Source organism: Campylobacter ureolyticus ACS-301-V-Sch3b (genome assembly GCF_000413435.1).
In the GTDB taxonomy this organism is placed as follows: Bacteria; Campylobacterota; Campylobacteria; order Campylobacterales; family Campylobacteraceae; genus Campylobacter_B; species Campylobacter_B ureolyticus_A.
Map to the genome: position 1 here is coordinate 933,657 of NZ_KE340326.1, position 23,424 is coordinate 957,080.

Genomic DNA, 23,424 nt, shown 5'->3' on the forward strand with positions numbered 1-23,424 from the left:
TTTCTAAATCGTAATGTGCAAGTGAATCAAAAAAGTGTTTAAATAATTAAATTATTAAAATTTAAAGGGTGTAAATTTACACCCTAAATTTACTCAACCTTTTTACCAATTATTTTTAAGATAATAAATATAAAAATTACTCCAAGTGCCAATGAAAACACTACCGGTAGTCCAAAAGATACAGGTAAATAGCCAATAACTATAGAAATTGCACCTATTAATAACGCATAAGGCATCTGTGTTGAGACGTGATCTATGTGGTTACATCCTGCTCCCATTGAAGAAAGTATTGTCGTATCTGATATCGGTGAACAGTGATCGCCAAATATCGCACCTGTTAATACAGAGCCAATATTTATTATCATATATGAGTGAAGCGCGTGTTCTGTTAAGCCATTGTATCCGCCTATTGCAAAAGCTAAAGGTATGGCAAGTGGCATTAAAATACCCATTGTTCCATAGCTTGTTCCTGTGGAAAATGAGATAAATGATCCTAGTATAAAAATAGTTGTTGGAAGAACCCAAAGTGGAACTGAATCTGATAAAATTCCTACCAAATATCTTGAAGTTCCTAAATCTTTAATAATTGAACTAAGCGACCATGCAAGTAGTAAAATAACTATTGTGATTATCATAGTTTTCCAACCCTTTACCCAAACACTAATTGCTTCGCTAATTGTAAATATTTTTCTATAAACACCCATAAAAATAGCAACTACAGTTGCAAAAAGCGCAGCTTGAAAAAGCACAACCGAAGCATCAGCATTACCAAAAGTTTCTCTTAAAGCAAATAGTGAAAAAGGATCAGCTTTGACTTGTTCTAAAATTTCACCTTCTAATGCTCCAAGGCCATTTAGATAAAAACCTAAAATAGCACCAAACATTAAAACTAAAATTGGAATTATTGCATTTGATGTTTGAAGCTTAACACCTGCTTTAGGAAGAATTGATTTATCCTCTATATCATCCATTTTTATATGGTTTTTAGATGTTGTTATGCCTGTTGTTCTAGCCCTTATCTCAGCTTTATACATAGGGCCAAATTCTCTTGCTGTAATGGCTGTAGCAAAAACAAAAATTATCATAAATATATTATAAAATCTATACGGAAGTGTCTCTAGAAATATTGCAAATGCATTTACATCAGTCATTCCAATGATTTCATAAGAAGACTTTATAACAGAAAGCTCATACCCAATCCATGTTGAGATTATAGCTATTCCAGAAATAGGAGCAGCTGTTGCGTCTATAATAAAAGCAAGTTTTTCTCTTGAAACTTTAAATTTATCAGTAACTGGGCGCATTACAGGTCCGACAATAAGAGCATTAGCGTAATCGTCAAAGAAAACAAAAAGTCCCATTAGCCAAGTTGAAATTTGTGATGATTTATGGTTTTTAGCTTTTTTTGCAAGCCACTCAGCGACTGCTTTTGTACCACCCATTCTTGTAATTAGTGCAACAACACCACCAATCGCTAAAACTTGAAGAATAATTCCTGCATTCCAAGGATCTGCCATTGAGTGAACCATTCTATTACAAACATTTACAAAACCCTTTATAAAAGCACTAAAAATATTATCTTGTGTTATAAACATCATAAATGTTCCGCTAAAAACACCTATAAAAAGAGAAAAAATAACATCTTTTGTAATAAAAGCCAATGTGATTGCAACAACTGGAGGAATGAGTGTTAAAATTCCAAATTTTTGAGCGTTTAAATCAGCCAACTCATTTCCAAACATAAGTATTGGAAGAAATAAAAAAATCGTAAAAATAAATCTTTTCATGTAAAACCATTTCTTTTTAATTTAATAAATTTCGCATTATAACAAATTTATTTGTAAAAACTGCTTTTTCATTATTTTTTTATTAAATTTATGCTAAATTACATTTTATAAAATCTTAGAATAAAAATTAATGGAGAATATATGCTTTATATACTAATAATACTGTTTTTGGCTTATAGCTTGTTTAAGATTTTTTTAGAAATTTGCGAGCTTAAATTTGTAAAAGAAGAGATAAAAAAAGAAGCTGTTATTTTAGATGAAAAAACATACAAAGAAGCCGGAAATATTACTATTTTTAATAAAAAATTTGTTATTTTTACTTTGATATATGAATTTTTCATAACCATTTGTTGGCTTAGTTTTGGATTAAGACTTTTGTATCAAAATATGGTTTTAAACAATACTATTTTTGAAAATTTAGTCTTTGTGATAAGCTTTTTTTTAATTGGTGGAATTTTAAGTTTGCCTATTGATATTTATTCTAAATTTGTAAAAGATAAAAAATTTGGTTTTTCAAATTTGAGTGTTAAAACTTTTTTATTTGATTTATTAAAATCTTTTTTACTAAGTGTTATATTTGGCTCAATAGTTGTTTATTTGCTTTTAATTTGCATAAATTTTTTAGGAAATTTTTGGTGGTTTTGGGCTGCAATTTTATCATTTGTAATCGTTTTGATTATAAATTTTTTATATCCTACTTTAATCGCTCCACTTTTTAACAAAATGGAAATTTTAAAAGATGATGCTTTAAAAGAAAGCATTGAAGCACTTCTAAAAAAATGTGGATTTAAAAGTAGCGGTGTTTTTACAATCGATGCTAGCAAAAGAGATAATCGCCTAAACGCTTATTTTGGTGGTTTTGGAAGCTCTAAAAGAGTAGTTTTGTTTGATACACTTATAAAAAAACTTACAAAAGATGAAATTTTAGCTGTTTTAGGTCATGAACTAGGGCATTTTAAAAACAAAGATATTTTAAGAATTTTAGTTTTTTCAGCTATTTTATTTTTTGTTATTTTTGGTCTTTTGGGAAATTTGCCAGAAACCATTTTTAACGCTGTTGGAATTGAAAAAAGTGGTGGAAGTATTATAGTGATGATAGCCATTTTATCAAATTTGCTTTCATTTATTATAACTCCACTTCAATCTTTTTTAAGCAGAAAAAGAGAGTTTGCGGCTGATAAATTTGGTGCTAAAATGCAAAATAAAAATGACATGATAAATGCTCTAAAAAAGCTTGGAGGCGAGAATAAAGCTTTTCCTAAATCACACAAGCTTTATTCAAATTTTTACCATTCTCATCCAACTTTGTATGAGCGAATTTGTGAGTTAAATGATGAAAATATTTGAAGCTCTTAAAAAGGGTGAAGAACTTACAACATCTTTTGTTGCAAGGGAACTTTTAAAATTTCATCTAAATTTAAGTATGACTGAAATTTTACTTAGAATAAATGAAAATTTAGATCATCCTCATAGATATTTTTTATTATTAAAAAGATATGAAGATGGCGAGCCGTTAGAGTACATAACGAGTAAAGCAAGTTTTTTAGATAGTGAGTTTTTTATAAAAAAAGGTGTTTTAATCCCTAGATTTGAAACTGAAATTTTAGTCAAAAAAGTCTATGAAGTTGCAAAAAATTTTACAAATCCTAAAATTTGTGAAATTGGTTTTGGAAGTGGAATAATTTCTTTAAGTCTTAAAAAAATGCTTCCAAGTTCCAATATAACAGCTACTGATATTTCAAAAACGGCCTTTGAAGTCGCAAATATAAATGCTAAAAATCTAAATTTAGATGTAAATTTTATAAACACATCTTATCTTGATGGCATAGATGATAGTTTTGATATCATAGTATCAAACCCACCATATATAAAAAATAGCTATAAACTTGATAAATGGGTTTTAAATGAGCCAAAAGAAGCACTTTTTGGTGGTGTTAAAGGATATGAAATTTTAGAACACATTATTAATTTAAGTAAAGATAAAACAAGAATTCTAGCTTGTGAAATAGGCTATGATCAAAAAAGAGCTTTAAGTAAAATCTTAAAAGAAAATGGTTTTGAAGCTAAGTTTTATAAAGATTTAGCAGGTTTTGATAGAGTGTTTTTAGCCTCAAATTCAAATCTTTTTAAAGATGGTTTTGATGAATTATGATTTAATGTATATTTTAAAATCCTACAGGGCTTTTGGATATAAATTTATAGATGAAAGTGTTTTAAATTTGGTTAAAAAAAGCAAATTTAAAGACTTTGATGAATTGCAGCAAAACCTTAATATTTGTGAATTATGTAATCTTTCAAAACAAAGAATTAATACTGTTTTTTCTAAAAATAAAAACGCTAAAATTATGATAATTTTAAAAAATCCAAGTGACATTCAAAATAAAACTGGAGATTTATTATCTTCAAAACTAGTTTTAGAGTTTAAAAACGAGCTTATTAATACCTTAAATTTAAGCGAAGATGATTTATACTTTACTTTTATGGTAAAATGTCACTCAAATAAAGATATTAAACCTTATGATGAGAGTTTTCAAAGGTGTAAGCCATATCTTTTTGATGAGATTGAAAAACTAAATCCAAAGCTTATTTTAGCGATGGGTGATGAGTGTTTAAGTGCTATTTTTGAAGATTTTGAAATGTCTAGTTTAGAAACACTTCATGGTTATGTTTTAAAATATAAAAAAAACTTTGTTTTGCCTATGTTTGATCTTGATTTTGTAAGGTTAAATCCAGCGAAAAAAGAGTTTTTTTTAAATGATATAAAAAAAATTAAAGAGTTGTTATGAAAAAAATTTTACTAATATTATTGTTAATTTTCTCAAGTTGTTTTGCAAAAATTCAAAAACCTTCTCCTATCCCACCAGCAAGTCTTTATTATCTAGACTTTGAACCTGGAATTTGCGATAGTCAATGTTTAAAAAAATTAATTGATGAAAAAAAAGATTTTAGTTTTTTATCAAGATATTCTAAGGAATATTCAAATTCTTATCTTGAAAGCTACTATATGAGTTTATCTAGTGGCATTGCAAAGCTTGTTGTAACAAAAGATATGGATTTATCACAGCAAAAAATCGCTGTTTTACTTCCTCAAAATATAATAGGTGGATATGCTCACATAGTTTCAAATGCGGTGTTTTCTTATATAATTTCTAAAGATTTAAATGTAAAGGTTAAATTTTATCTAACCGGAAATGAAAATGAAGCATCATTAATAACTGCTATTGATAAAATAAAAAATGATGGCATTTCTTTAGTCATTGCTCCACTTACTGCAAAAGGCGCTGAGATAATCGCAAAAAATTCTGATATAAATATGCTTTTTTTCATACCTACACTTCACTATAAAATGGTTAAAGCAAGCAAAGGAAATATCTTTTTTGGAGGTATTGACTACGAAGATCAAGTTTTAAAACTTTTAGAGCATTCTGATTATAAAAATATAGTTGTTTTTGAGGATAATAGCTTTTTGGCAAAATTTTTAGATGAGTATATTTCTTTAAGTGGTGCAAATATAGAAAAAAAAGTTTTAGTTGATGGTGCCCAAACTTCGCTTCTAGGAAGAGTTGATGAGAGTTTAAAAGATGTTGATGTTTTTTTAAATTTGCCACTTAATGCAACAGCTAAGATAATTTATGAGCTAAAGATAAATAACTTAGCTCCAAATTCCTTTTTTACAACACAGATAAATTATGCTCCAAAACTTTTATCACTTATAGATTTTAAAGATAGACAAAATTTATTTATTGCAAATTCCATTACTCATGTTCCGCAAAATATTGCTTCTATAAGTTCAATTTTGGGAGTTGATATTTATTATAACTGGATTGCTTATTCAACGGCTATTGGGCTTGATTATTTATACAATGCTTTTGCAAATACTGATGATGAGCGAGTTTTTAAAGAAAGGATTGTTGGCTCAAGTATAGGTTATGACACAAAGATTTATAAAACAACAAAGCATAAATTTGAACTTATAAAAGATGAAGAAGTTAATTTAAACAGCGAGTTTGATTTTTAGTTATAAGTAGAAAATTCTACTTATAATTTTTAAAAAACTCTATCATTTTGCTACTCATGGCAGCTGGTTTTTTATCTACTAAATAAGCTATTTTGATATCGGCTTCAAAAATAAGCTCTTTTTCATCCAAGCTTTTTTCTAAAGAGGCAATTTTATAAATTTTTTGATTTATAACTAAACTTGCCTTTTTTATACTATTTGGTGTTGAAATAACTTCTAATATATCTCCTAAAAAAGCTGGTTTTATATATGAGGCATTTATATTTTTAACAACAAAATGCCTATTTGGAGTAAATGGGTCTAGGTTTGAGTTAAATACCATTTCACTTCTTGCACGCTCACAGTATTTTATAAAATTTGTATGATATACAATACCGCCCGCATCTGTATCTTCGTAATAAACTCTTATCTTCATTTACTTAGCCTCTTTTTTAAGCTCATTTTTAATGCTTGGAAATTTGATAAAAAACAAAAATGTTTGAGCTATAAGCATGATTTTCATAGTCCATTCGCTAGCTTTATGCATTTGTGCAAAAGAAGCAGTTTGGGTCATTGATGGTCCGATTTGTTGTGCATTGACTATATAGTTTGAAAAGTAAAATATAAAAAGTAGGGCTAATACTAAATTTATAAAAGCAAGCATAAAAGTTGAAAATTTAATGTTGAAATTTTTATTTTTATTAGCTAGATTGATACTTTCTACAGCAAATGCCAAAATTGATATGATAAGTAGAATTTTATTAAATCTTAGAAAAATTTCAGTCATTATTTGCCCACTTTGAAAATGTGTTAAAACACCTTCACCAATTAGATTTGCTGGATTAAAAATCACAGGCGCAACAAAAACTCCAGCGCAAATTTCAAGACCTGCTAAAATAGCAATCAAAAAAAGATAGATATTTAAAATTCTATTCATAAATTTCCTTTAAAAGTTTATTTATTTTAAACTTCTAAAATTATACTGCAAAATGTTAAACACATAAAAAAGTTGTTCTTATCTATTTTTAAGTAATTTTAAGATAAAATCACCGTTTGGTAAATTAAAAAATTAAAAGGAAAAATATGAAAAGAACATATCAACCACATAATGCTCCTAAAAAAAGAACACATGGTTTTAGAGTTAGGATGAAAAGTAAAAACGGCAGAAAAATTATCAATGCAAGAAGAGCAAAAGGTAGAAAAAGATTGGCTGTTTGATTGAATTTTCTGCCATAAATAAGGCAGATGAGTTTAAAAAAGTTTATGAGATGGCTAAAAAATGGCACACTGAATTTGCAGTTGTTTATTTTTTGGCTTCTGATGATAGAAAATTTACAGCAATTGCTAGTAAAAAAGTAGGAAAAGCAGTTATTAGAAATCGTGCTAAAAGAGTTCTAAGAGCGGCATTTGCTAATATGGGATGTGATTTAAAATCAGGATTTTATATTATAATTGCAAAGCCTTCGATAATTAATTTTAGTTTTGATTCTATAAAAAAGAGTTTAAGATGGTCTTTTAGAAAAATGGATGCTTTTAAATGAAGGGTTTTTTTATAAAAATCATAAAAATTTATCAACATTGCATCTCACCGCTTTTTCCAGCGGCTTGCAGATACTATCCTAGTTGTTCTGAATATGCCTTGATACAATTTAAGCACAACTTTTGTTTAAAAGCATTTTTTTTAACTATTCTAAGAATTCTAAGGTGTAATCAACTTTTTAAAGGCGGAATCGACTATCCTATAATTTATAAAGATTTTTCCGCTGTAAAATTTTCTTTTAAAAATAGAAATTTGAAGTTTTTATTTTGGTTTGTTCCTTATAAAAATGGAAAATATTATGTAATAAAATTATATAAAAAGGAAAATTAGCCCCATGATGGATGAAAAATCACTTCAAAAAAGAGCTATCATTGCAACGCTTCTTGCTTTCATTTTTTTTATAGCTTACGATAGTCTTTATTTATCAAAATTTAGAGATACAAATGCAACAATTGCCACAAAGCAAGTAAAAACCGCAAACGAAGCACCAAATGTAAAGCTTGATAATCAAAATAAAGCTCCTATTAATACAGTTTCAAAAGAAGATAAAACAATAGTAAATATAACTTCAAATTATTTTAATGCTAAAATTGACTCTTTGGGAAGAATAAGTTCATTTAAATTAAATGAAAATATCTATAAAGATGAAGAAGGAAATTTTTTAAATTTAATAACACAGTATCCAAAACCATTAGAAGTTAGGTTTGCAAACCAAGAAATTAATAAACTAGCTTTTGAAATTCCATATGAAGCAAGTGTGTCAAACATGGATTTAAATGATGGTGAAAAAAGTGTTGTTCTTACTCAAAATTTGGGTGAAGTTATAGTTAAAAAAACTATAACTTTTTCAAAAAGGGGTGCCTATAAGGTAAAAGTAGAAACAAATAAGAATGAAAATTACTTTGTAACTCCGGGGCTTAGACCAGATGTTGCAGCAGATAGACTTACAATCCATGGAGTATTGCTTAGAAATTTAGAAGATAATCTAGAAATTGTAAAGGATGGAAAAGTAAAAAATAAAGCTCAAACTTATAATAATATCGATATTGCATCATCTTTTGATAGATACTATACAACTTTATTTTATAACTTTGAAAAACCTATGAAAGTAGCGCTAAATGAAACAAGTGATGGAGTAAATCAAGCCTTTGTAGCTGTTGAAGATAGAGTTTTTGAAGTCGGTGGTTTTATAGGACCTAAAAATCATGAGCTTTTAAAATCAATAAATCCTGAATTGAGCGATGTTATAGAGTATGGCTGGTTTACATTTATCGCAAAACCTATGTTTTGGTTACTTAATAAGTTTTATACTATGGTTGGAAACTGGGGTTGGGCAATAGTTATTTTAACTATTTTAATAAGACTTATTTTATCACCACTTACTTATAAAGCTATGATTTCTATGAATAAGTTAAAAGATTTAGCTCCAAAAATGAAAGAAATTAGAGAAAAATATAAAAACGATCCGCAAAAAATGCAAGCACAAGTTATGGAACTATATAGAAAGCATGGTGCAAATCCAATGGGTGGATGTTTGCCTATGATTTTACAAATTCCTGTATTTTTTGCAATTTATAGAGTTTTATTAAATGCAATTGAGCTTCAAGGAGCACCTTGGATACTTTGGATAGATAATTTAGCCATTAAAGATCCATATTTTATACTTCCTATTATAATGGGTGCTGCGATGTATATACAACAACGCCTTACTCCTACAAGCTTTACTGATCCAATGCAAGAAAAAATTATGAAATTTTTACCTGTAATATTTATATTTTTCTTTATGACATTCCCAGCTGGACTTACACTTTATTGGTGTGTTAATAATATATTTGCTTTAATTCAGCAAATTATTATAAATAAAATGTTTAAAAAGAGAAAAGAATTAGAAATGGCGGAGAAAAAATAGTGAAATTTGAAGCATTTACATTAGAAGAGGCTATCACAAAAGCCTCTGTTGAGTTAGGATGTTCTGTAACTGAGCTTGATTTTAAAGTTTTGCAACATCCAAAAAGTGGTATTTTGGGCTTTTTTAAAAAAAATGCAGTTATAGATGCTAAAAAAGTTGGTAATACAAAATCTTTAAAAGAAACAGACAAAAGTAGCGAATCAAAAAAAGCTAAAAAAGAGCAAAATATAGATAAAGGTGAAAAATCTCAAAAGCTTAAAAAGGATGAGAAAAAACCTCAAAAGCAAAAAAATAATTTTGAAAATAAGAAAGAATTTACAAAACCAAATAATGAAAAAGTTGAAATAAACAAGGCTATTATTGAAATAAAAAATGGAATTGAGAATCTTTTTAAAAATGATTTTTTCAATATAAATAGCTTTGAGGTAAGCAAATTTGATGATAAAACTATTTATGTAAAATTAGATGGTGATGATGCGGCACTTTTAATAGGAAAAGAAGGATATAGATATAAAGCAATAACACATCTTCTTCATAATTGGATTTATCCAAAATACGGATATCATGTAAGGCTTGAAATTTCACGCTTTTTAGAAAATCAAGAAAAAATGATAGCTGCATATTTGGTTGATGTTATTGAAAAGGTAAAAACAACTGGAAAAGCTCAAACTAAGCCTTTAGATGGTGTTTTGGTAAGAATTGCCCTAGAACAACTTAGAAATGAGTTTCCTAATAATTATGTCGGTGTTCGCTCTTCAAGACATGGAAAATTTATAGTTATAAGACCAGCAAAAAATGAATGATACAATTGTAGCTATATCTACTGCAAATGGAGTTGGGGCAGTATCTATTATAAGAGTTAGCGGAAAAGAAGCTTTGGCTATCTCATTAAAACTTTTAAAAACAAAAAAATTAACTCCAAGATATGCAACTTTGCTAAAAATTTATTCTTTAGATGATGAGCTTATAGATAGAGGTATAATAATTTATTTTAAATCTCCAAAAAGTTTTACTGGAGAGGATATAGTTGAGTTTCAAACTCATGGTGGATTTTTGATTTCAAATTTAATCATTGATGAGCTTTTAAAAGCTGGTGCTAGACTTGCACAACCAGGAGAATTTAGTAAAAGAGCTTTTTTAAATGATAAAATGGATCTTGCAAAAGCAAGCTCTATCCAAAGCCTAATAACTGCTAGAAGTAAAGATGCTTTAAAAATTTTAACCTATCAAATGCAAGGATCGCTTAGTGAATTTGTTGAGTCTTTAAGGGGTGAGCTTGTTAAAACTCTTGCCTATACTGAAGTTTGTATAGATTATGCAGAAGAAGATTTGCCAACTGATATTTTAGAAAAAATTAATACTTTACTTAGTAAAAATTATAAAAAACTTGATGAGATTGTTACTATTAGCAAACAAAGAAAAGGGCTTATAGAGGGATTTAAAGTAGCCATTATAGGAAAGCCAAATGTTGGAAAAAGCTCTATTTTAAACGCACTTTTATCTTATGATAGAGCCATAATCTCAAATGAAGCTGGTACTACTAGAGATTCTATAGAAGAAAGTCTTATGCTAGGAAGCCATTTAGTTAGGATAATTGATACTGCAGGCATTAGAGAGGGTGTTTCAAATATAGAAAAAATTGGCATTGAAACTGCAATAAAAAAAGCAAATGAGGCCGATATTATTCTAGCAGTTTTTGATAGTTCAGCTAAATTTGATGATGAAGATAGGGCAATTTTAGAAATATGCGCAGGTCTTGAAAAAAACGATAAAAAAATATTTTATATTTTAAACAAATCAGATTTAATTCAAAAATTTGATAAAAAACTAAATAAACCTCTTCAAATTTCAGCCAAAGAGGGCATTGGATTGGTTACTGATGAGTTAAAAAATTATCTTGATACTAAAAACTATGATGGGATTATGCTTACAGCAACTTATCAAATAAATGCTGTAAATTCAGCAAAAGATGCAATTTTAAGAGCTAAAAATTTATTAAATGAAAATGAGCTTGAGCTTTTTGCTTATGAAATAAACTCAGCAATTAGTGAAATTTCATCTATAACAAGACCATTTGAGAGAACAGAAATTTTAGATGAGATGTTTTCATCATTTTGTTTGGGTAAATAAAGTTTTATTTATCATAAATTTGTATAATATCTTTCATGAAAACTTATGAAAAAAAAGCACTCTTTTTGGATAGAGACGGTGTTATAAATGAAGATTTTGGATATGTTTTTAAAATAGAAGATTTCAAATTTATAGATGGAATTTTCGAGATTTTAAAAGAGTTTAAAAAAAGAGATTTTTTAATCATCATTGTCACTAACCAATCAGGCATCCAAAGAGGCTACTACACTACAAAAGATTTTGAAATTTTAGCAGACTATATGAAAGCTGAGTTTAAAAAGCGAGATATAGATATAGATAAAGTTTATTTTTGTCCTCATTTAAGTGGTTGTGAGTGCAGAAAACCAAACCCTGGAATGATTTTGGAGGCAAAAGATGAATTTGGTATAGATCTTTCAAAATCCTATCTGATAGGCGATAAACTAAGCGATATCGAAGCTGGAAAAAATGCCGGAGTTAAAAATTTGTTTTTACTAAGCAAAGAAGAAAAGAGTGTAAATAGAGACTTTCATTGCATAAAAGAGCTTAAAGAAATGCTTAATTTTATAAGGAAAAAAGATGAAAAATAAAAAGATAGTTATAACTGGCGGAGCTGGTTTTATAGGTTCAAATTTGGCAACTTATTTTGAAAATTTAGACGCTGATGTTTTAGTTGTGGATATTTTTAGAACTGGTGAGAGATTTGATAATGGCAACTTAAAGAGTTTTGGTCACTATAAAAACTTACTTAAATTTGGTGGCATGGTTTTAGAGGGCGATATAAATGATGAAAAAACTCTTAAAAGTATTGCCAAATTTAAACCTGATGCAATTTTTCATGAAGCTGCCATCTCTGATACTACGGTAAATGATCAAAGCATGATGATAAAAACAAATTTAAATGCCTTTGCAAAGCTTCTTGAAATTTGTAAAAAAATCGATGCAAAGATGATTTATGCAAGTTCAGCGGCAACTTATGGAAACGCCAAAAGTCCGCAAAAAATTTGGCATAGTGAAGAGCCTAGAAATGTCTATGGTTTTTCAAAACTCATGATGGATAAACTAGCTTTAAAATATCACGAAAAAATTCATTGTATTGGGCTTAGATATTTCAATGTTTATGGTGAAAATGAGTTTTTCAAAGATAAAACTGCCTCTATGGTTTTGCAGTTTGGACTTCAAATTTTAAATGGGCAAAATCCAAGGCTTTTTGAAGATAGTGATAAAATAAAAAGAGATTTTGTCTATATAAAAGATATTGTTGCGATTAACCACTTAGCATTTTTATCTGATAAAAGTGGAGTTTATAATGCTGCTACTGGAGTTGCAAGAAGCTTTCAAGAAATTGTTGATATCTTACAAAGCGAGCTTAATACAAATTTAAAATGTGAATATATCAAAAATCCATTTATCAAACAATATCAATTCCACACACAAGCTGATATTTCCCTAAGTAGACAAAATCTCTCTTATGAGCCTAAATTTAGCCTTGAAGATGGAATTAAAAGCTATATCCCTGAGATTAAAAAAATATATGAAAGTATAAAAAATGAAGCCTAAGATTTTAGTTATTGGCGATTTGATGATAGATCACTATCTGTGGGGCGAGTGCGATAGAATTTCCCCTGAAGCGCCTGTTGCGGTTGTTGATATTAGGAGCGAAAACAAGCGTCTAGGCGGAGCCGGAAATGTAATGGCAAATTTAAAAGCTCTTGATTGTGATGTTGGTGTGATGAGTGTTGTTGGCGATGATGAGTCTGGCAAAGATATAGTTTTAATGCTTGAGAATATGGGTGTAAAGATTGAGAAAATATTAAAAGAAAAAGATAGAAAAAGTGCTCATAAAACTCGTATTATGGTAGTTCATCAGCAAGTTATAAGGTTTGATAAGGAAAGCAAAGATGATATTTTGGAAAGTTCCAAAGATGAGCTTTTAAACTCTTTGAAAAATATCATCAAAAACTACGACGCTGTTTTGTTGAGTGACTATGCAAAAGGCGTTTTAAGAGATGATTTTTGTAAGCAAATCATAAAAATAGCAAATGAAAACTCTAAATTTATCTTGATAGATCCAAAAGGAAGTGACTACTCCAAATACAAAAATGCAACACTTCTAACACCAAATTTAAAAGAGGCAATGCAAGCTTTAAAGATGAAAATCGATGATGAACCTTCACTAAAATTAGCCCTAAAAAGACTTAAAGATGAGCTAAACTTAACATATTCCATCATAACTCTTTCTGAAAGAGGTATTGCACTATACAACAACGATGAAGTAAAAATCATACCGGCAATTGCAAAAGAGGTTTTTGACGTAACTGGTGCTGGAGATACGGTGCTTGCGACTTTAGGATATGCTTTGTCAAATAAAATGGATATAGTTTCTGCTCTTAGTCTTGCAAACAAGGCAGCTGCTGTCGTGGTTGGAAAAGTAGGAAGTGCGACTGCTAGTTTAGATGAAATAGAAAAATACTCCAAATCATCATCAAGCACAAACTTGGAAGAAAAAATAAAGAGCCTAGATGAAATTTGCCAAATTCTAAAAAATAGTGATAAAAAGATAGTTTTTACAAATGGTTGCTTTGATATTTTGCACGCTGGTCACATTAAGTATCTAAATAAGGCAAAAAAACTTGGAGATATTTTGATAATTGGACTAAATTCTGATAGCTCTGTTAAAAGGCTAAAAGGAAAAACTCGCCCTATAAACTCACAAAACTCAAGAGCCCTACTTTTGAGTGCTTTGGAATTTGTGGATTTTGTGGTGATTTTTGATGAAGATACACCTTTAAATTTGATTGAAAAAATTCGCCCTGATATTTTGGTAAAAGGGGCTGATTACGCTGGCAAAGAAGTTATTGGAAGCAACATTGCAAAAGAGGTTGTTTTGGTTGATTTTGAAGATGGTTTTAGCACGACAAATATCATAAATAAAATAAAAGGATAAAAATGAAAGAGATGATTCTAAGGGAGATTGACTCACATTTAAAAACAGCAAGTGAGTTTAAAAATAGTTTGCTAGATACATTAAATAGGGCTTGCGAAATGGTTATTGAAGCTATAGAAAACGACTCAAAGGTTTTTTTATGTGGCAATGGTGGAAGTGCAGCAGATGCCCAACATATAGCAGCTGAGCTAACAGGGCGATATAAAAGCGAAAGAAATCCCCTTCCTGGCATTGCTTTGACAACTGATACATCGGCCCTAACAGCCATTGGCAATGACTATGGATTTGACTATGTCTTTGCAAGACAGCTTGCAGGGCTTGGGCGAAAAGGCGATATTTTAATTGCGATTTCTACAAGTGGCAATAGCAAAAATGTCATAAATGCTTTGGAGTATGCAAAGAAAAATGGTATAAAAACTATTGGATTTAGTGGAAAAGGCGGTGGAAAGATGAATGAGTATTGTGATTTAAACTTAGTCGTTCCATCAAATGATACCGCAAGAATTCAAGAGATGCATATTTTTATGGGACATACTATTTGTCAAGCGATTGATGATGCTATGAAAAATTAAAATTTTTATCTATGCATTCTATTACCATTTTAGGAGTTAGGTTTTTCATGCATTCATGAGTTTTTAAAGGACATTCTCTTTTCATACAAGGCATACAGTCTAAATTTAAATGCAGTATTTTAGCCTTTTGATTTTTATAAGGAGATGTTTCATTAAATTTAGTTGGTCCAAAAAGTGCTATCGTAGGAACTTTATAGCTAGCTGCGATATGCATAGGACCGCTGTCATTTGTGATAAATAAAGAAAGTCCAGCTATGTTTTGGCACAATTCTTTAATAGATGTCTTTGCGCATAAATTTTTATGATTAATTTTATTTTTTGATAAAATATTAGAAATTTCATCGCATATTTTTTCTTCGTTTTTGCCACCAAAAATTATAATATCATATTTATCTTTAAGTGCGATCCCAACTTCTGCAAAATACTCTGGATACCATCTTTTAGCACTTCCATAACTTGCTCCTGGATTTAGTCCAAGTGTTGGTTTTTTAAAAACATTTGGCTTAAAATATAATTTTAATTCATCATTTTTTACTTTTATTTCTAAAAAATCATTTATAAATTTTTCATATTTTTTAGCTTGATGTGTTGCTTTTATATTTTTATTAAAAATAATTTTTTTATTAGCTTTTAAAAATAAAAAGCCAAATTTTGTTGCAAAATGACTTCTAAAACTTATTGCAATGTCAAATTTTGGTAAATTTACAAAAGTTTTTGCTAAGTTGAAAAGTCTGCATTTAGTTTTTTTACTATCATCAATTATAATTTTTTCTAAGTTTGGATGTTTTGTAAAAAGAGAAGTTGAGGCAAAAGAGCCAAAAAAAGTTATTTTTGCATTTGGGAAATTTAAGGTTATATTTTCTATGGCTAAAGTGCTCATTACAGCATCACCTAGCCAGGTTGGAAGCTCAATAAATATTTTCATAAATTACCTTCATGGTTAAGCTTGCATTATTTTCTATGCTAAAATTTTTAGCTTTTTGTATATTTTCTTTACTCTGTTTTTCAAATATAGATTTATCATCAACAAATTTTTTAATTGTGTCTAAAATTTTAAAATCTGTTGGATGATTCATTACAAATTGATCATCTAGAATTTCACTTGCACCATTTTGCTTTGTTGTAAAACACACACATCCATAACTTAACGCTTCCAATATAACATTTGAAAACGGTTCATAATGTGTTGGAAAGATAAAAAAATCACTTGCTTCATAAAACCTTGATACGTCTTTTCTAGATCCTAAAAATATTGCATTTATTCTTAATTTTAATGCTATTTTTTTATATTTTTTTATATTTTTATCATTTCCAATAATTATGGCATTATAATTATTTGGAAATTTTGATAAAATTTCTAGAAATTCCCTTACCCCTTTTCTTTTAAAGCCACTTCCAACAAATAAAAACAAAGGCTTTTTTTCATCTAAACTAAATTCTTTACAAATTTGTATTTTTTTATTTGATTTATTAACTATTTCTGGCAAATTTACACCATTATAGATTGTTATAATTTTATTTTTGTCTATGTTATATGTTGAGATAATTTGTTCTTTTATCAAATTTGAATTTGTAATGATTTTTTTTGAATTTTCAAAGCATTTTTTTTCAAGATATGGATAAACAAAATTTAATGGATTAAACCACCAAAATTTTTTTAATTTTCTATATGCTTTATGAACTCCATCTCCGGCTCTGTAAATGTCTGCGCATTCAACTCTTTCAAGACTAAAATAAAACTCATCATCTTTTTTTTCTTCGCAAACTTGGTTGTTAAATTTTAAAGCTTTTTTCCATGAGCTAATTTTTTGATTTCCTTTAAATGAACGAATTTCGCTATTTATATCACTATTTTTTAGAGCATTTGCTAGTCTTTTTAGATAGTTTTCAGCCCCGCCAATTGCATTTGGATTGGTCCGTAAGAATATTATTTTTTTCATGGAAGTTATTTTAGCATAATTTATAAGTTTTTAAGAATTTAACCATATAATTAAATATTTACAATTAGGAGATGGTTTTGGCTAAGGCGATGAAAGGTGAATATGTTCAATATTTAAAATTATTTTTTTTTAGCGTTTATATTTTTGTTTTGCCTATAGCTCACACAGCTGCAATTCAAAGCTTTTCTTCGGTTTTATTTTTGCTATTATTGGCTATTACGGATTTTAAAAAGGTTGATTTTAAAAATCTTTTAAAAATTAAGTGGCTTTTAGTTATATTGTTTGCATTTATTGTTTTAGCTTATTTATCGTTGTTCTATTCGATTGATATAAAATTAAGCTTAAAAGAGGTAAATAAAGAACTTGTAAGAAATGTCCTTGTTATGATTGTAGTGTTTTTATTTTTTAGCACCTATTCTATAGATAAAATTACGCCTTATATTTATTCTATCATAGCAATTTTATTTATTCACACTATTATAAATTTATATACTTGGTATTTAGCCGATTTTAGTTTTAATGTTAGAACAGGTGGGTTGTTAGATGGCTATATAAATAAAGGCGGTGGTGAGAGATTTGCTATTTGGACTAGCTTTGCAATATCTGCTTCTATAGCAATTTTTTTATATAAAAATAAATTTATAGGAGCTATATTTTTTATTTTATCCTTGCTTAGTATGTTCTCCACTCAAACTAGGGCTGGATATTTAGCAGCAATTTGTATGATAGTTTTGATTGCTTTTACAACTATAAAATCTCGCCTAATAAAGGTTTTAACTATTTTATTTTTTATAATTTTTATAATTGGAGTATATTTAAACTCACATAACTTTAGTTATAGATATAATCTTAAGGCATCAAATGACTATATAGCCTTAATGAAAAAAGCACCAAATGAAATGGGTGAAGAATATAAAAAATTAAATCTAGATTATTCTATCTCATCTCGTATTTCTATGTGGAAAGCTGCTATTATACATAGCTTAGATCATCCTTTTGAGCCAACTGGCTACGGTAGATTTTTATATGGTAAAAATATTGTAAAACTAAACTCAAAAGAAAATCAACCTTTTGCAGTATATTCACAAGTGCATAATGAATTTATTGGAATGCTGTTTTCTTTAGGAATTTTTGGATTAATACTGTTTTTATCTTTTTGGATTTATTTTTTAAAAAAAAGTTATAGTCTTATAAAAAACAGTATTAACAATGCTACTTCAATGTTTGGCTTTATGATGTTTTTTGGCGGTATTGGATTTATTGTAAATTTGTGTTTTGGAAGTTTTTTTGGAGATACAGAAGCAAAATTTTTTTATATGATGTTTGGAATAATTTTAGCAATTTCAATTAAAAATTGTATAAAAAATTTTTAAATTGTAAAAATATTTTTTCATAAAATAAAAATTAGAGGATATTATTGAAAATTTTACTAATAAGAAACGACAATATTGGTGATTTAGTATGTACCACGCCAGCGATTGAAGCTATAAGAAAAAAGTATCCAAATTCTAAAATCGATATAGTGGTAAATAGCTTAAACTCTTTTGTTGTTAAAAATAATCCTTTTTTAGACAGAATTTATATTTATACCAAAACAAAGCATAAAGATAAATTTTTAGATAAGATAATAGCTTTTTTTAAAAAAGGAGAAATGTTATATGAAATAAGAAAAGAAAAATATGATATTTGTATTATTTTTAGAAGCTCATATTCAAAATATGCCGGACTTTTTGCAAAAATTTCAAAAGCTAAAAGAGTAATTGGGGTTGATGAAAACAAAGAAACAAATTTTATAACTGATAAAATTCCTTATACTAATATAAATGAAGCAAAAATTTGTTTTGAAATTTTAAAGCCTTTAGAAATTTACTATGGCGGAGAAAAAACTTTTTTAAATTTTAGTATAAAAAATGAAAAATATAAATATTTTATTTTTTTTCATGTTTCATCTAGAGTCAAAAAAAATAAAATAAGTAAAGATAAAATTTGTGAAATTTTAAAATTTCTAAAAACAAAATATAATAATATTATAATAACAGCAGAAGATGATAATTTTGCTAATGATATATCAAAAAAAGCTAGTGTAAAATATCTAAAAACAAATAGTTTAAATGAATTAATTTCTTATTTGCAATTCGCTAAGTTTTTAATTACGCTAGATGGTGGCATTGCACATATAGCTCCAGCAATTGGCGTAAATACATTGATAATTTTTGGAAAAACAGATATGAATCGTTGGAAGCCGATATATACAAATGCAAAATGTATAGCTTTGCAAGATGAAACAAAGCTAGCTGAAAATGTAGATAATAAGTTAATCTTTGATACGATTTTGAAGGAATTTTTATGATAAATATTTTAGAACTTGAAAGCTCCCTTGGTTTTGGTGGGCAAGAACACAGAACCCAAAGAGTTATAAACGGACTTGATAAAAAAAAATTTAAAGTATTTTATGGGCTTAATAAAGGTTCAAAAAGTCTTTTAAAAGATATTGATTGTGAGTTTGTCGAGTTTAATTTAAAAAAAGTTTATAATCTTTTTGAGATTATAAAAATATGCAAATTTGTTAAAAAAAATAAAATTGATATCATATCAACTCATTCAGGAAAAGATGGGATAATTGGGGCTATTGTTGGAAAGATATGTAAGATTAAAGTTGTAAGAACTAGGCATCTACAACTTCCTATAACTTCACCTTTTACATATAATTTAAATACAAAAGTTGTAGGTGTTTGCCAAGCAGTTTGTGATGACTTGATAAAAAGAGGCGTTAAAAAAGAGTTAGTTACAAGAATATATACAGGCATTGATACAAATAAATATACGCCTAATTTTAGTATAAATTTAAAAAAAGAGTTTAGTTTAAGTGATGATACTGTTTGCATAGTCATAGTTGCTGTTCTTAGAGCTGCTAAAAACCATAAGCTTTTAATAGAGGCCTTTAATGAGTTAAATATAGAAAATAGTGCTTTATTTATAGTTGGAGATGGGCCACAAAAAGAAAATTTACAAAATTTGACAAAGGATAAAAAAAATATTTTTATGCTTGGCAATAGAAATGATGTAAATGAATTTTTAGGTTCAATGGATATATTAGTTCTTCCATCAAATATGGAAGCAATTGGCGGAGTTGTTCTTGAGGCATCAAGTTGCGAAGTTGCTACTATTGCAAGTAATGTTGGTGGACTTGGTGAGTCTGTTTTCGATAAAAAAAGTGGATTACTTTTTGAAAATGGAAATAAAGAAGAGTTGAAAAAAGCTCTTAAAGAGTTGATTTTAAATAAAGACTTAAGAGATAGATTTGCAAAATTTGGAAGAGAATATGTGATTAAAAACTTTAGTATTGAGAAGATGATTAAAGATACGGAAAAATTATATGAGTCTTTATGAAATTTTAGTTAATTTTTTGATAAAAAATAAAAAAACTATAAAAACAGATTTAGTAAAAGATAATTTTAAAACTGTTTGTTTTTTTAGCAATACTGCAATCGGTGATACTCTTTTTAATACTCCCGTTTTTCGTGCTTTTAAAGAAAATTTTCCAAATGTTAAAACAATAGCTTTACTAAATCAAAACAATTCTGATCTTTTTAAAGATGATAAAAACTTAGATGAAATTATAACTTATAACGGCAAGTGGAAATATTTTTTCAAAACAGCTAAAATTTTAAAATCAAAAAAAATAGATATAGTTTTTATACTTCACTCAAATGAGCCACAAGCTACACCACTAACAGTATTAAGTGGTGCTAAATATATATTTAAACTTCACAATGATAAAAATGAGTTTAATAAATTTCATTCTAATTTGCCAAAAAAATTAGAAGTGAAAGACTATGTTGTTAAATATAGACTTAAATATTTAGAGTTTGTTGGTATCAAAAATCAAAACACTAGAATGCAGCTTTTTTTAGATAAAAAAGACTATGAGAGTGTTGATGAAATTTTAAAAAAAGATGATAAAACAAAATATATTGGCTTTCAAATGGGAGCTAGCACAGTTTCAAGGCAGTGGTTTTTAGAGCGCTGGGTTGAATTGGCTAAATTAATTTTACAAAATGATAACTATAAAATAATTCTTACAGGAAGCAATAAAGATAAAATTTTAACCAACGCTTTTATGCAAAAAATAAAAGATAAAAATAGAGTTTTAAATTTAGCAGGCGTTTTTAGTATAAGACAAGCTGCGGCTTTAATTGATAGGCTTGATATTTTAGTAACTCCTGATACTGGACCACTCCACATAGCAGCTGCTTTAAAAACTCCAACTATTGCTTTATTTGCGGTCGCTGATCCTAAAGCATCAAATCCTGATTTTGATAAAGAGATACATAAATTTGTAAAAAAAGATCGAACTTGTAATCCTTGCTTGGGAAAAAGATGCAAATATCAAAAGTGCATGCTTCAAATTTCAGCAAAAGAGATATATGTAGTATTAAAGGATTTGGTATAAAAAAAATTTTATTTATCGATACCGGCATAGAGTATGGTGGAGGAACAAAAAGTCTTTTATATTTAATAGAGGCATTAAAAAAAGCTGGTATTTATGATGTATTTGTATATTTTGAAAACAATTATATGGTAAAAGATAAAAAAATACTTGATATCATGAAAGAAAAAGAGATAAAAATTATAAAATTTAATAAGCCAAAATTTAAAATATCAAAATTTAAAAGAGAAATTTTTAGAATATTTTGTAAAAAATTAATTAAGAAAAAAAGATACGAGTATGATTTAAGATTTGCTAAAAAAATGCTTTTGGAAAATAATAAGTTTGATTTCATTCATCTAAACAATCATTTTTCTGCAAACCTTTCATATATAAGTGCAGCTAATGATTTGGGAATAAAAGTTATCCAACATTTAAGAAAAAATTCACCATTGGATAAATTTGATACTAATATATTAAATAAAAATATCTTTAAAGCTATTTCAGTTTCAAAATCTACTTTTGAATTTTATAATAAGTATTTAAAATTTGATAATTGTGTTATATATAATCCAGTTTTTAAAAAACAAAACTATAAAAAAATAGATAAATTTGAAGAAATTTCTATCATAATGCCAGCAAATTTTTTAAAGCTAAAAGGACATGATTTGGTTTTTGATGCAATGTTAAATTTAAATAGAGATGATTTAAGATTATATATTGCTGGAAGTGGTAGCTTTGAAAAAAAGACAAAAGACAAATTAGATATTTTAATAAAGAATGGTCTTGTTGTAAATTTAGGTTTTGTAAAAAATATGGATGAAATTTATCCAAAATTTGACTATATACTTGGTTTTTCGGAAAATGAAGGGCTTCCAAGAGTTGTAATTGAAGCTTTAAGTTATGGTTTGGGCGTTATATTTTCTAATATAAATGTTATAAATGAAATTTACAATATCTCTTCAAAAAAAGATGATTTTTATATTGTAAATAGAACAGCTAAGGATTTGCATGACCTTCTTTTAAAAATAGAAAAACCAAAAAATAAAGAAATTGATTTTAATATAATAAATACTTTTAGTTTTGAAAATTTTTCAAAGTCTATTTTAAATTTTTATTCAAACTATAGATAAAGTCATATATATTTTTTTCATCATCTTGGCTTAACACAAAGTATTTTTTAGCATCAATATTTCTTACTGTTTTAAAAACTGAGCTTATTGGTTTTAGTTTGGAGTTTATTATCAAAGATTTATAAACGCCTCTTTGCTCACTTGAAAAACAAGGACCCATTAGGCATATTGTTGGTATTTTCATTGTGTCTGCTATATAGTAATTTCCGGTATCTGATGATATGTATAAGTTAAGCAAAGATATATAAAAAGGAAGTTCTCTTAACTCTATTTGATTTACAAAATTTATAACTATGTTATTTTTCAACTCTATTTGTTTTAGCAACTCATCTTCATTTTTTATACCAAAAATATAAATTTCACAATTAAATTTAGTTAATATTTCAAATATCTTATTCCAAGTTTGCACTGGTGGAGTTTTCATTTTATTTCCAGCGCTAAGACTTATGCCAATTTTAAAAGTTTTATCATTTTTTATTTTTTTATTTTTTGGTATAAAATATGGATTTTGTATACATTTTTCATATTTTTCATTTTCTGCATTTACCATTTTTAAATAAGTGGTAGTTGTTAAATTATTTGTTGAATGATTAACTCTTTTGGTTCCAATGGATAAAAATTTAAATTTTGATAAACTTGGTTGTATCGTAACAATATTTTCTGCCATAGTAAATTTCCCTAAAAATAAATTTAAAGAATTTGGTGTTAGTATATAAACATTTGAGTAATTATTTAAAAATAATATAAATGCTAATTTCAATTTTCCAAATTTTTTATTTTTGTAGTCGTTTATTGGAAATTTATTTATTATTCTATTGTCATAATTTGCAAATGCTAAATTTGTTTTATTTAAAACAATATCAAATGGTTTTATTTTTTCAAAAATAATGCTTGAATTTGCATAATCACCTATAACTGCGTTTTGTATAACCAAAGTTTTATTATCTTTTTTTCTAAATATACTTATTATTTTTAATATGGGATAAAAAAATATAAAAATGAGCAAATAAAACATATAGCACCTTTTTGACTTTTATATAATTATACTGTATAATTTTTTA

General features: G+C 27.4%; 25 protein-coding genes. 19 read left to right on the plus strand and 6 right to left on the minus strand.

Going from position 1 to position 23,424, the window contains the following annotated elements; all coding sequences use genetic code 11:
- Positions 1-89: 89 nt before the first annotated feature.
- Entirely contained in the window at positions 90-1,787 is a 1,698-nt protein-coding gene (locus HMPREF9309_RS04795; protein ID WP_016646793.1) for a Na+/H+ antiporter NhaC family protein, read from the minus strand.
- 141 nt (positions 1,788-1,928) lie between these two features.
- Between HMPREF9309_RS04795 and HMPREF9309_RS04800 the strand changes: the two genes are divergently transcribed.
- The 4 genes from HMPREF9309_RS04800 to HMPREF9309_RS04815 are packed head-to-tail and all read left to right on the plus strand — an operon-like array spanning position 1,929 to position 5,805.
- Entirely contained in the window at positions 1,929-3,134 is a 1,206-nt protein-coding gene (locus tag HMPREF9309_RS04800; protein WP_016646794.1) for a M48 family metallopeptidase, read from the plus strand.
- Positions 3,121-3,939, plus strand: a complete 819-nt coding sequence (gene prmC / locus HMPREF9309_RS04805) for a peptide chain release factor N(5)-glutamine methyltransferase (protein ID WP_016646795.1) — start codon at positions 3,121-3,123, stop codon at positions 3,937-3,939. Before HMPREF9309_RS04800 ends, prmC begins: the two co-directional genes overlap by 14 nt.
- Complete coding sequence (locus HMPREF9309_RS04810) at positions 3,929-4,573, plus strand: uracil-DNA glycosylase (protein ID WP_016646796.1); 645 nt, start codon at positions 3,929-3,931, stop codon at positions 4,571-4,573. Before prmC ends, HMPREF9309_RS04810 begins: the two co-directional genes overlap by 11 nt.
- Positions 4,570-5,805 carry a type 1 periplasmic-binding domain-containing protein gene (locus tag HMPREF9309_RS04815; RefSeq protein WP_016646797.1) on the plus strand — a complete coding sequence of 412 codons (1,236 nt, stop codon included), beginning with the start codon at positions 4,570-4,572 and terminating at the stop codon, positions 5,803-5,805. The genes HMPREF9309_RS04810 and HMPREF9309_RS04815 overlap by 4 nt, the downstream gene beginning before the upstream one ends.
- Positions 5,806-5,821: 16 nt before the next feature.
- Here HMPREF9309_RS04815 and HMPREF9309_RS04820 read toward each other — a convergent pair whose 3' ends face one another.
- Both HMPREF9309_RS04820 and HMPREF9309_RS04825 read right to left on the minus strand, forming a co-directional pair.
- Entirely contained in the window at positions 5,822-6,220 is a 399-nt protein-coding gene (locus tag HMPREF9309_RS04820; protein WP_016646798.1) for a YbgC/FadM family acyl-CoA thioesterase, read from the minus strand.
- A complete protein-coding gene (locus tag HMPREF9309_RS04825; RefSeq protein WP_016646799.1) occupies positions 6,221-6,721 on the minus strand; it encodes a DUF4149 domain-containing protein in 501 nt (166 codons plus the stop codon). It lies immediately after the preceding gene.
- 146 nt (positions 6,722-6,867) lie between these two features.
- Here HMPREF9309_RS04825 and rpmH point away from each other — a divergent pair, with 146 nt between their 5' ends.
- From rpmH to gmhA, 10 genes are read left to right on the plus strand one after another with little or no spacing between them, the layout of a single operon-like run.
- Entirely contained in the window at positions 6,868-7,002 is a 135-nt protein-coding gene (rpmH, locus tag HMPREF9309_RS04830; protein ID WP_016646800.1) for a 50S ribosomal protein L34, read from the plus strand.
- Positions 6,999-7,325 (plus strand): ribonuclease P protein component, encoded by a 327-nt coding sequence (gene rnpA / locus HMPREF9309_RS04835; protein ID WP_016646801.1) that lies wholly within the window; start codon positions 6,999-7,001, stop codon positions 7,323-7,325. The genes rpmH and rnpA overlap by 4 nt, the downstream gene beginning before the upstream one ends.
- Complete coding sequence (gene yidD, locus HMPREF9309_RS04840) at positions 7,322-7,654, plus strand: membrane protein insertion efficiency factor YidD (protein ID WP_016646802.1); 333 nt, start codon at positions 7,322-7,324, stop codon at positions 7,652-7,654. The genes rnpA and yidD overlap by 4 nt, the downstream gene beginning before the upstream one ends.
- 4 nt (positions 7,655-7,658) lie before the next feature.
- Positions 7,659-9,233, plus strand: a complete 1,575-nt coding sequence (yidC, locus tag HMPREF9309_RS04845) for a membrane protein insertase YidC (protein ID WP_016646803.1) — start codon at positions 7,659-7,661, stop codon at positions 9,231-9,233.
- Complete coding sequence (locus HMPREF9309_RS04850; protein ID WP_016646804.1) at positions 9,233-10,036, plus strand: Jag N-terminal domain-containing protein; 804 nt, start codon at positions 9,233-9,235, stop codon at positions 10,034-10,036. Before yidC ends, HMPREF9309_RS04850 begins: the two co-directional genes overlap by 1 nt.
- A complete protein-coding gene (gene mnmE, locus HMPREF9309_RS04855) occupies positions 10,029-11,363 on the plus strand; it encodes a tRNA uridine-5-carboxymethylaminomethyl(34) synthesis GTPase MnmE (protein ID WP_016646805.1) in 1,335 nt (444 codons plus the stop codon). The genes HMPREF9309_RS04850 and mnmE overlap by 8 nt, the downstream gene beginning before the upstream one ends.
- 35 nt (positions 11,364-11,398) lie before the next feature.
- Positions 11,399-11,932 (plus strand): D-glycero-beta-D-manno-heptose 1,7-bisphosphate 7-phosphatase, encoded by a 534-nt coding sequence (gene gmhB, locus HMPREF9309_RS04860; RefSeq protein WP_016646806.1) that lies wholly within the window; start codon positions 11,399-11,401, stop codon positions 11,930-11,932.
- Positions 11,922-12,902 (plus strand): ADP-glyceromanno-heptose 6-epimerase, encoded by a 981-nt coding sequence (rfaD, locus tag HMPREF9309_RS04865; RefSeq protein WP_016646807.1) that lies wholly within the window; start codon positions 11,922-11,924, stop codon positions 12,900-12,902. Before gmhB ends, rfaD begins: the two co-directional genes overlap by 11 nt.
- On the plus strand, positions 12,892-14,289 hold the full coding sequence (gene rfaE1, locus HMPREF9309_RS04870; RefSeq protein WP_016646808.1) for a D-glycero-beta-D-manno-heptose-7-phosphate kinase: 1,398 nt from the start codon (positions 12,892-12,894) through the stop codon (positions 14,287-14,289). Before rfaD ends, rfaE1 begins: the two co-directional genes overlap by 11 nt.
- 2 nt (positions 14,290-14,291) lie before the next feature.
- Positions 14,292-14,861: a D-sedoheptulose 7-phosphate isomerase gene (gene gmhA, locus HMPREF9309_RS04875; protein ID WP_016646809.1), complete on the plus strand. Its 570-nt coding sequence runs from the start codon at positions 14,292-14,294 to the stop codon at positions 14,859-14,861.
- Here gmhA and waaF read toward each other — a convergent pair.
- Positions 14,848-15,786, minus strand: coding sequence for a lipopolysaccharide heptosyltransferase II (waaF, locus tag HMPREF9309_RS04880; RefSeq protein WP_016646810.1), 939 nt, complete (start codon positions 15,784-15,786; stop codon positions 14,848-14,850). The genes gmhA and waaF overlap by 14 nt on opposite strands.
- Entirely contained in the window at positions 15,770-16,801 is a 1,032-nt protein-coding gene (locus tag HMPREF9309_RS04885) for a glycosyltransferase family 4 protein (RefSeq protein ID WP_016646811.1), read from the minus strand. The genes waaF and HMPREF9309_RS04885 overlap by 17 nt, the downstream gene beginning before the upstream one ends.
- Positions 16,802-16,878: 77 nt before the next feature.
- Here HMPREF9309_RS04885 and HMPREF9309_RS04890 point away from each other — a divergent pair, with 77 nt between their 5' ends.
- From HMPREF9309_RS04890 to HMPREF9309_RS04910, 5 genes are read left to right on the plus strand one after another with little or no spacing between them, the layout of a single operon-like run.
- The gene (locus tag HMPREF9309_RS04890) at positions 16,879-18,174 is read left to right on the plus strand and encodes an O-antigen ligase family protein (protein WP_016646812.1); all 1,296 of its coding nucleotides are present in this window, start codon (positions 16,879-16,881) and stop codon (positions 18,172-18,174) included.
- Positions 18,175-18,218: 44 nt separating this feature from the next.
- Positions 18,219-19,151 (plus strand): glycosyltransferase family 9 protein, encoded by a 933-nt coding sequence (locus tag HMPREF9309_RS04895; protein WP_016646813.1) that lies wholly within the window; start codon positions 18,219-18,221, stop codon positions 19,149-19,151.
- Positions 19,148-20,191: a glycosyltransferase family 4 protein gene (locus HMPREF9309_RS04900; protein ID WP_016646814.1), complete on the plus strand. Its 1,044-nt coding sequence runs from the start codon at positions 19,148-19,150 to the stop codon at positions 20,189-20,191. The genes HMPREF9309_RS04895 and HMPREF9309_RS04900 overlap by 4 nt, the downstream gene beginning before the upstream one ends.
- Positions 20,178-21,254 (plus strand): glycosyltransferase family 9 protein, encoded by a 1,077-nt coding sequence (locus tag HMPREF9309_RS04905; protein ID WP_016646815.1) that lies wholly within the window; start codon positions 20,178-20,180, stop codon positions 21,252-21,254. The genes HMPREF9309_RS04900 and HMPREF9309_RS04905 overlap by 14 nt, the downstream gene beginning before the upstream one ends.
- Positions 21,182-22,363, plus strand: a complete 1,182-nt coding sequence (locus tag HMPREF9309_RS04910) for a glycosyltransferase family 4 protein (RefSeq protein ID WP_231370839.1) — start codon at positions 21,182-21,184, stop codon at positions 22,361-22,363. Before HMPREF9309_RS04905 ends, HMPREF9309_RS04910 begins: the two co-directional genes overlap by 73 nt.
- Here HMPREF9309_RS04910 and HMPREF9309_RS04915 read toward each other — a convergent pair.
- Entirely contained in the window at positions 22,332-23,378 is a 1,047-nt protein-coding gene (locus HMPREF9309_RS04915; RefSeq protein ID WP_016646817.1) for a glycosyltransferase family 9 protein, read from the minus strand. The two genes, HMPREF9309_RS04910 and HMPREF9309_RS04915, sit on opposite strands and share 32 nt — an antisense overlap.
- Positions 23,379-23,424: the final 46 nt, after the last annotated feature.

Coding starts and splice junctions, on each gene's coding strand:
- yidD (WP_016646802.1), top strand. CDS start 7,322: ATGAAGGGTTTTTTTATAAAAATCATAAAAATTTATCAACATTGCATC.
- rpmH (WP_016646800.1), top strand. CDS start 6,868: ATGAAAAGAACATATCAACCACATAATGCTCCTAAAAAAAGAACACAT.
- HMPREF9309_RS04905 (WP_016646815.1), top strand. CDS start 20,178: ATGAGTCTTTATGAAATTTTAGTTAATTTTTTGATAAAAAATAAAAAA.
- rfaD (WP_016646807.1), top strand. CDS start 11,922: ATGAAAAATAAAAAGATAGTTATAACTGGCGGAGCTGGTTTTATAGGT.
- HMPREF9309_RS04825 (WP_016646799.1), bottom strand. CDS start 6,721: ATGAATAGAATTTTAAATATCTATCTTTTTTTGATTGCTATTTTAGCA.
- prmC (WP_016646795.1), top strand. CDS start 3,121: ATGAAAATATTTGAAGCTCTTAAAAAGGGTGAAGAACTTACAACATCT.
- gmhB (WP_016646806.1), top strand. CDS start 11,399: ATGAAAACTTATGAAAAAAAAGCACTCTTTTTGGATAGAGACGGTGTT.
- HMPREF9309_RS04820 (WP_016646798.1), bottom strand. CDS start 6,220: ATGAAGATAAGAGTTTATTACGAAGATACAGATGCGGGCGGTATTGTA.
- HMPREF9309_RS04885 (WP_016646811.1), bottom strand. CDS start 16,801: ATGAAAAAAATAATATTCTTACGGACCAATCCAAATGCAATTGGCGGG.
- gmhA (WP_016646809.1), top strand. CDS start 14,292: ATGAAAGAGATGATTCTAAGGGAGATTGACTCACATTTAAAAACAGCA.
- HMPREF9309_RS04795 (WP_016646793.1), bottom strand. CDS start 1,787: ATGAAAAGATTTATTTTTACGATTTTTTTATTTCTTCCAATACTTATG.
- HMPREF9309_RS04910 (WP_231370839.1), top strand. CDS start 21,182: ATGCAAATATCAAAAGTGCATGCTTCAAATTTCAGCAAAAGAGATATA.
- HMPREF9309_RS04815 (WP_016646797.1), top strand. CDS start 4,570: ATGAAAAAAATTTTACTAATATTATTGTTAATTTTCTCAAGTTGTTTT.
- waaF (WP_016646810.1), bottom strand. CDS start 15,786: ATGAAAATATTTATTGAGCTTCCAACCTGGCTAGGTGATGCTGTAATG.
- yidC (WP_016646803.1), top strand. CDS start 7,659: ATGATGGATGAAAAATCACTTCAAAAAAGAGCTATCATTGCAACGCTT.
- mnmE (WP_016646805.1), top strand. CDS start 10,029: ATGAATGATACAATTGTAGCTATATCTACTGCAAATGGAGTTGGGGCA.
- HMPREF9309_RS04810 (WP_016646796.1), top strand. CDS start 3,929: ATGAATTATGATTTAATGTATATTTTAAAATCCTACAGGGCTTTTGGA.
- rfaE1 (WP_016646808.1), top strand. CDS start 12,892: ATGAAGCCTAAGATTTTAGTTATTGGCGATTTGATGATAGATCACTAT.
- HMPREF9309_RS04915 (WP_016646817.1), bottom strand. CDS start 23,378: ATGTTTTATTTGCTCATTTTTATATTTTTTTATCCCATATTAAAAATA.
- HMPREF9309_RS04900 (WP_016646814.1), top strand. CDS start 19,148: ATGATAAATATTTTAGAACTTGAAAGCTCCCTTGGTTTTGGTGGGCAA.
- HMPREF9309_RS04800 (WP_016646794.1), top strand. CDS start 1,929: ATGCTTTATATACTAATAATACTGTTTTTGGCTTATAGCTTGTTTAAG.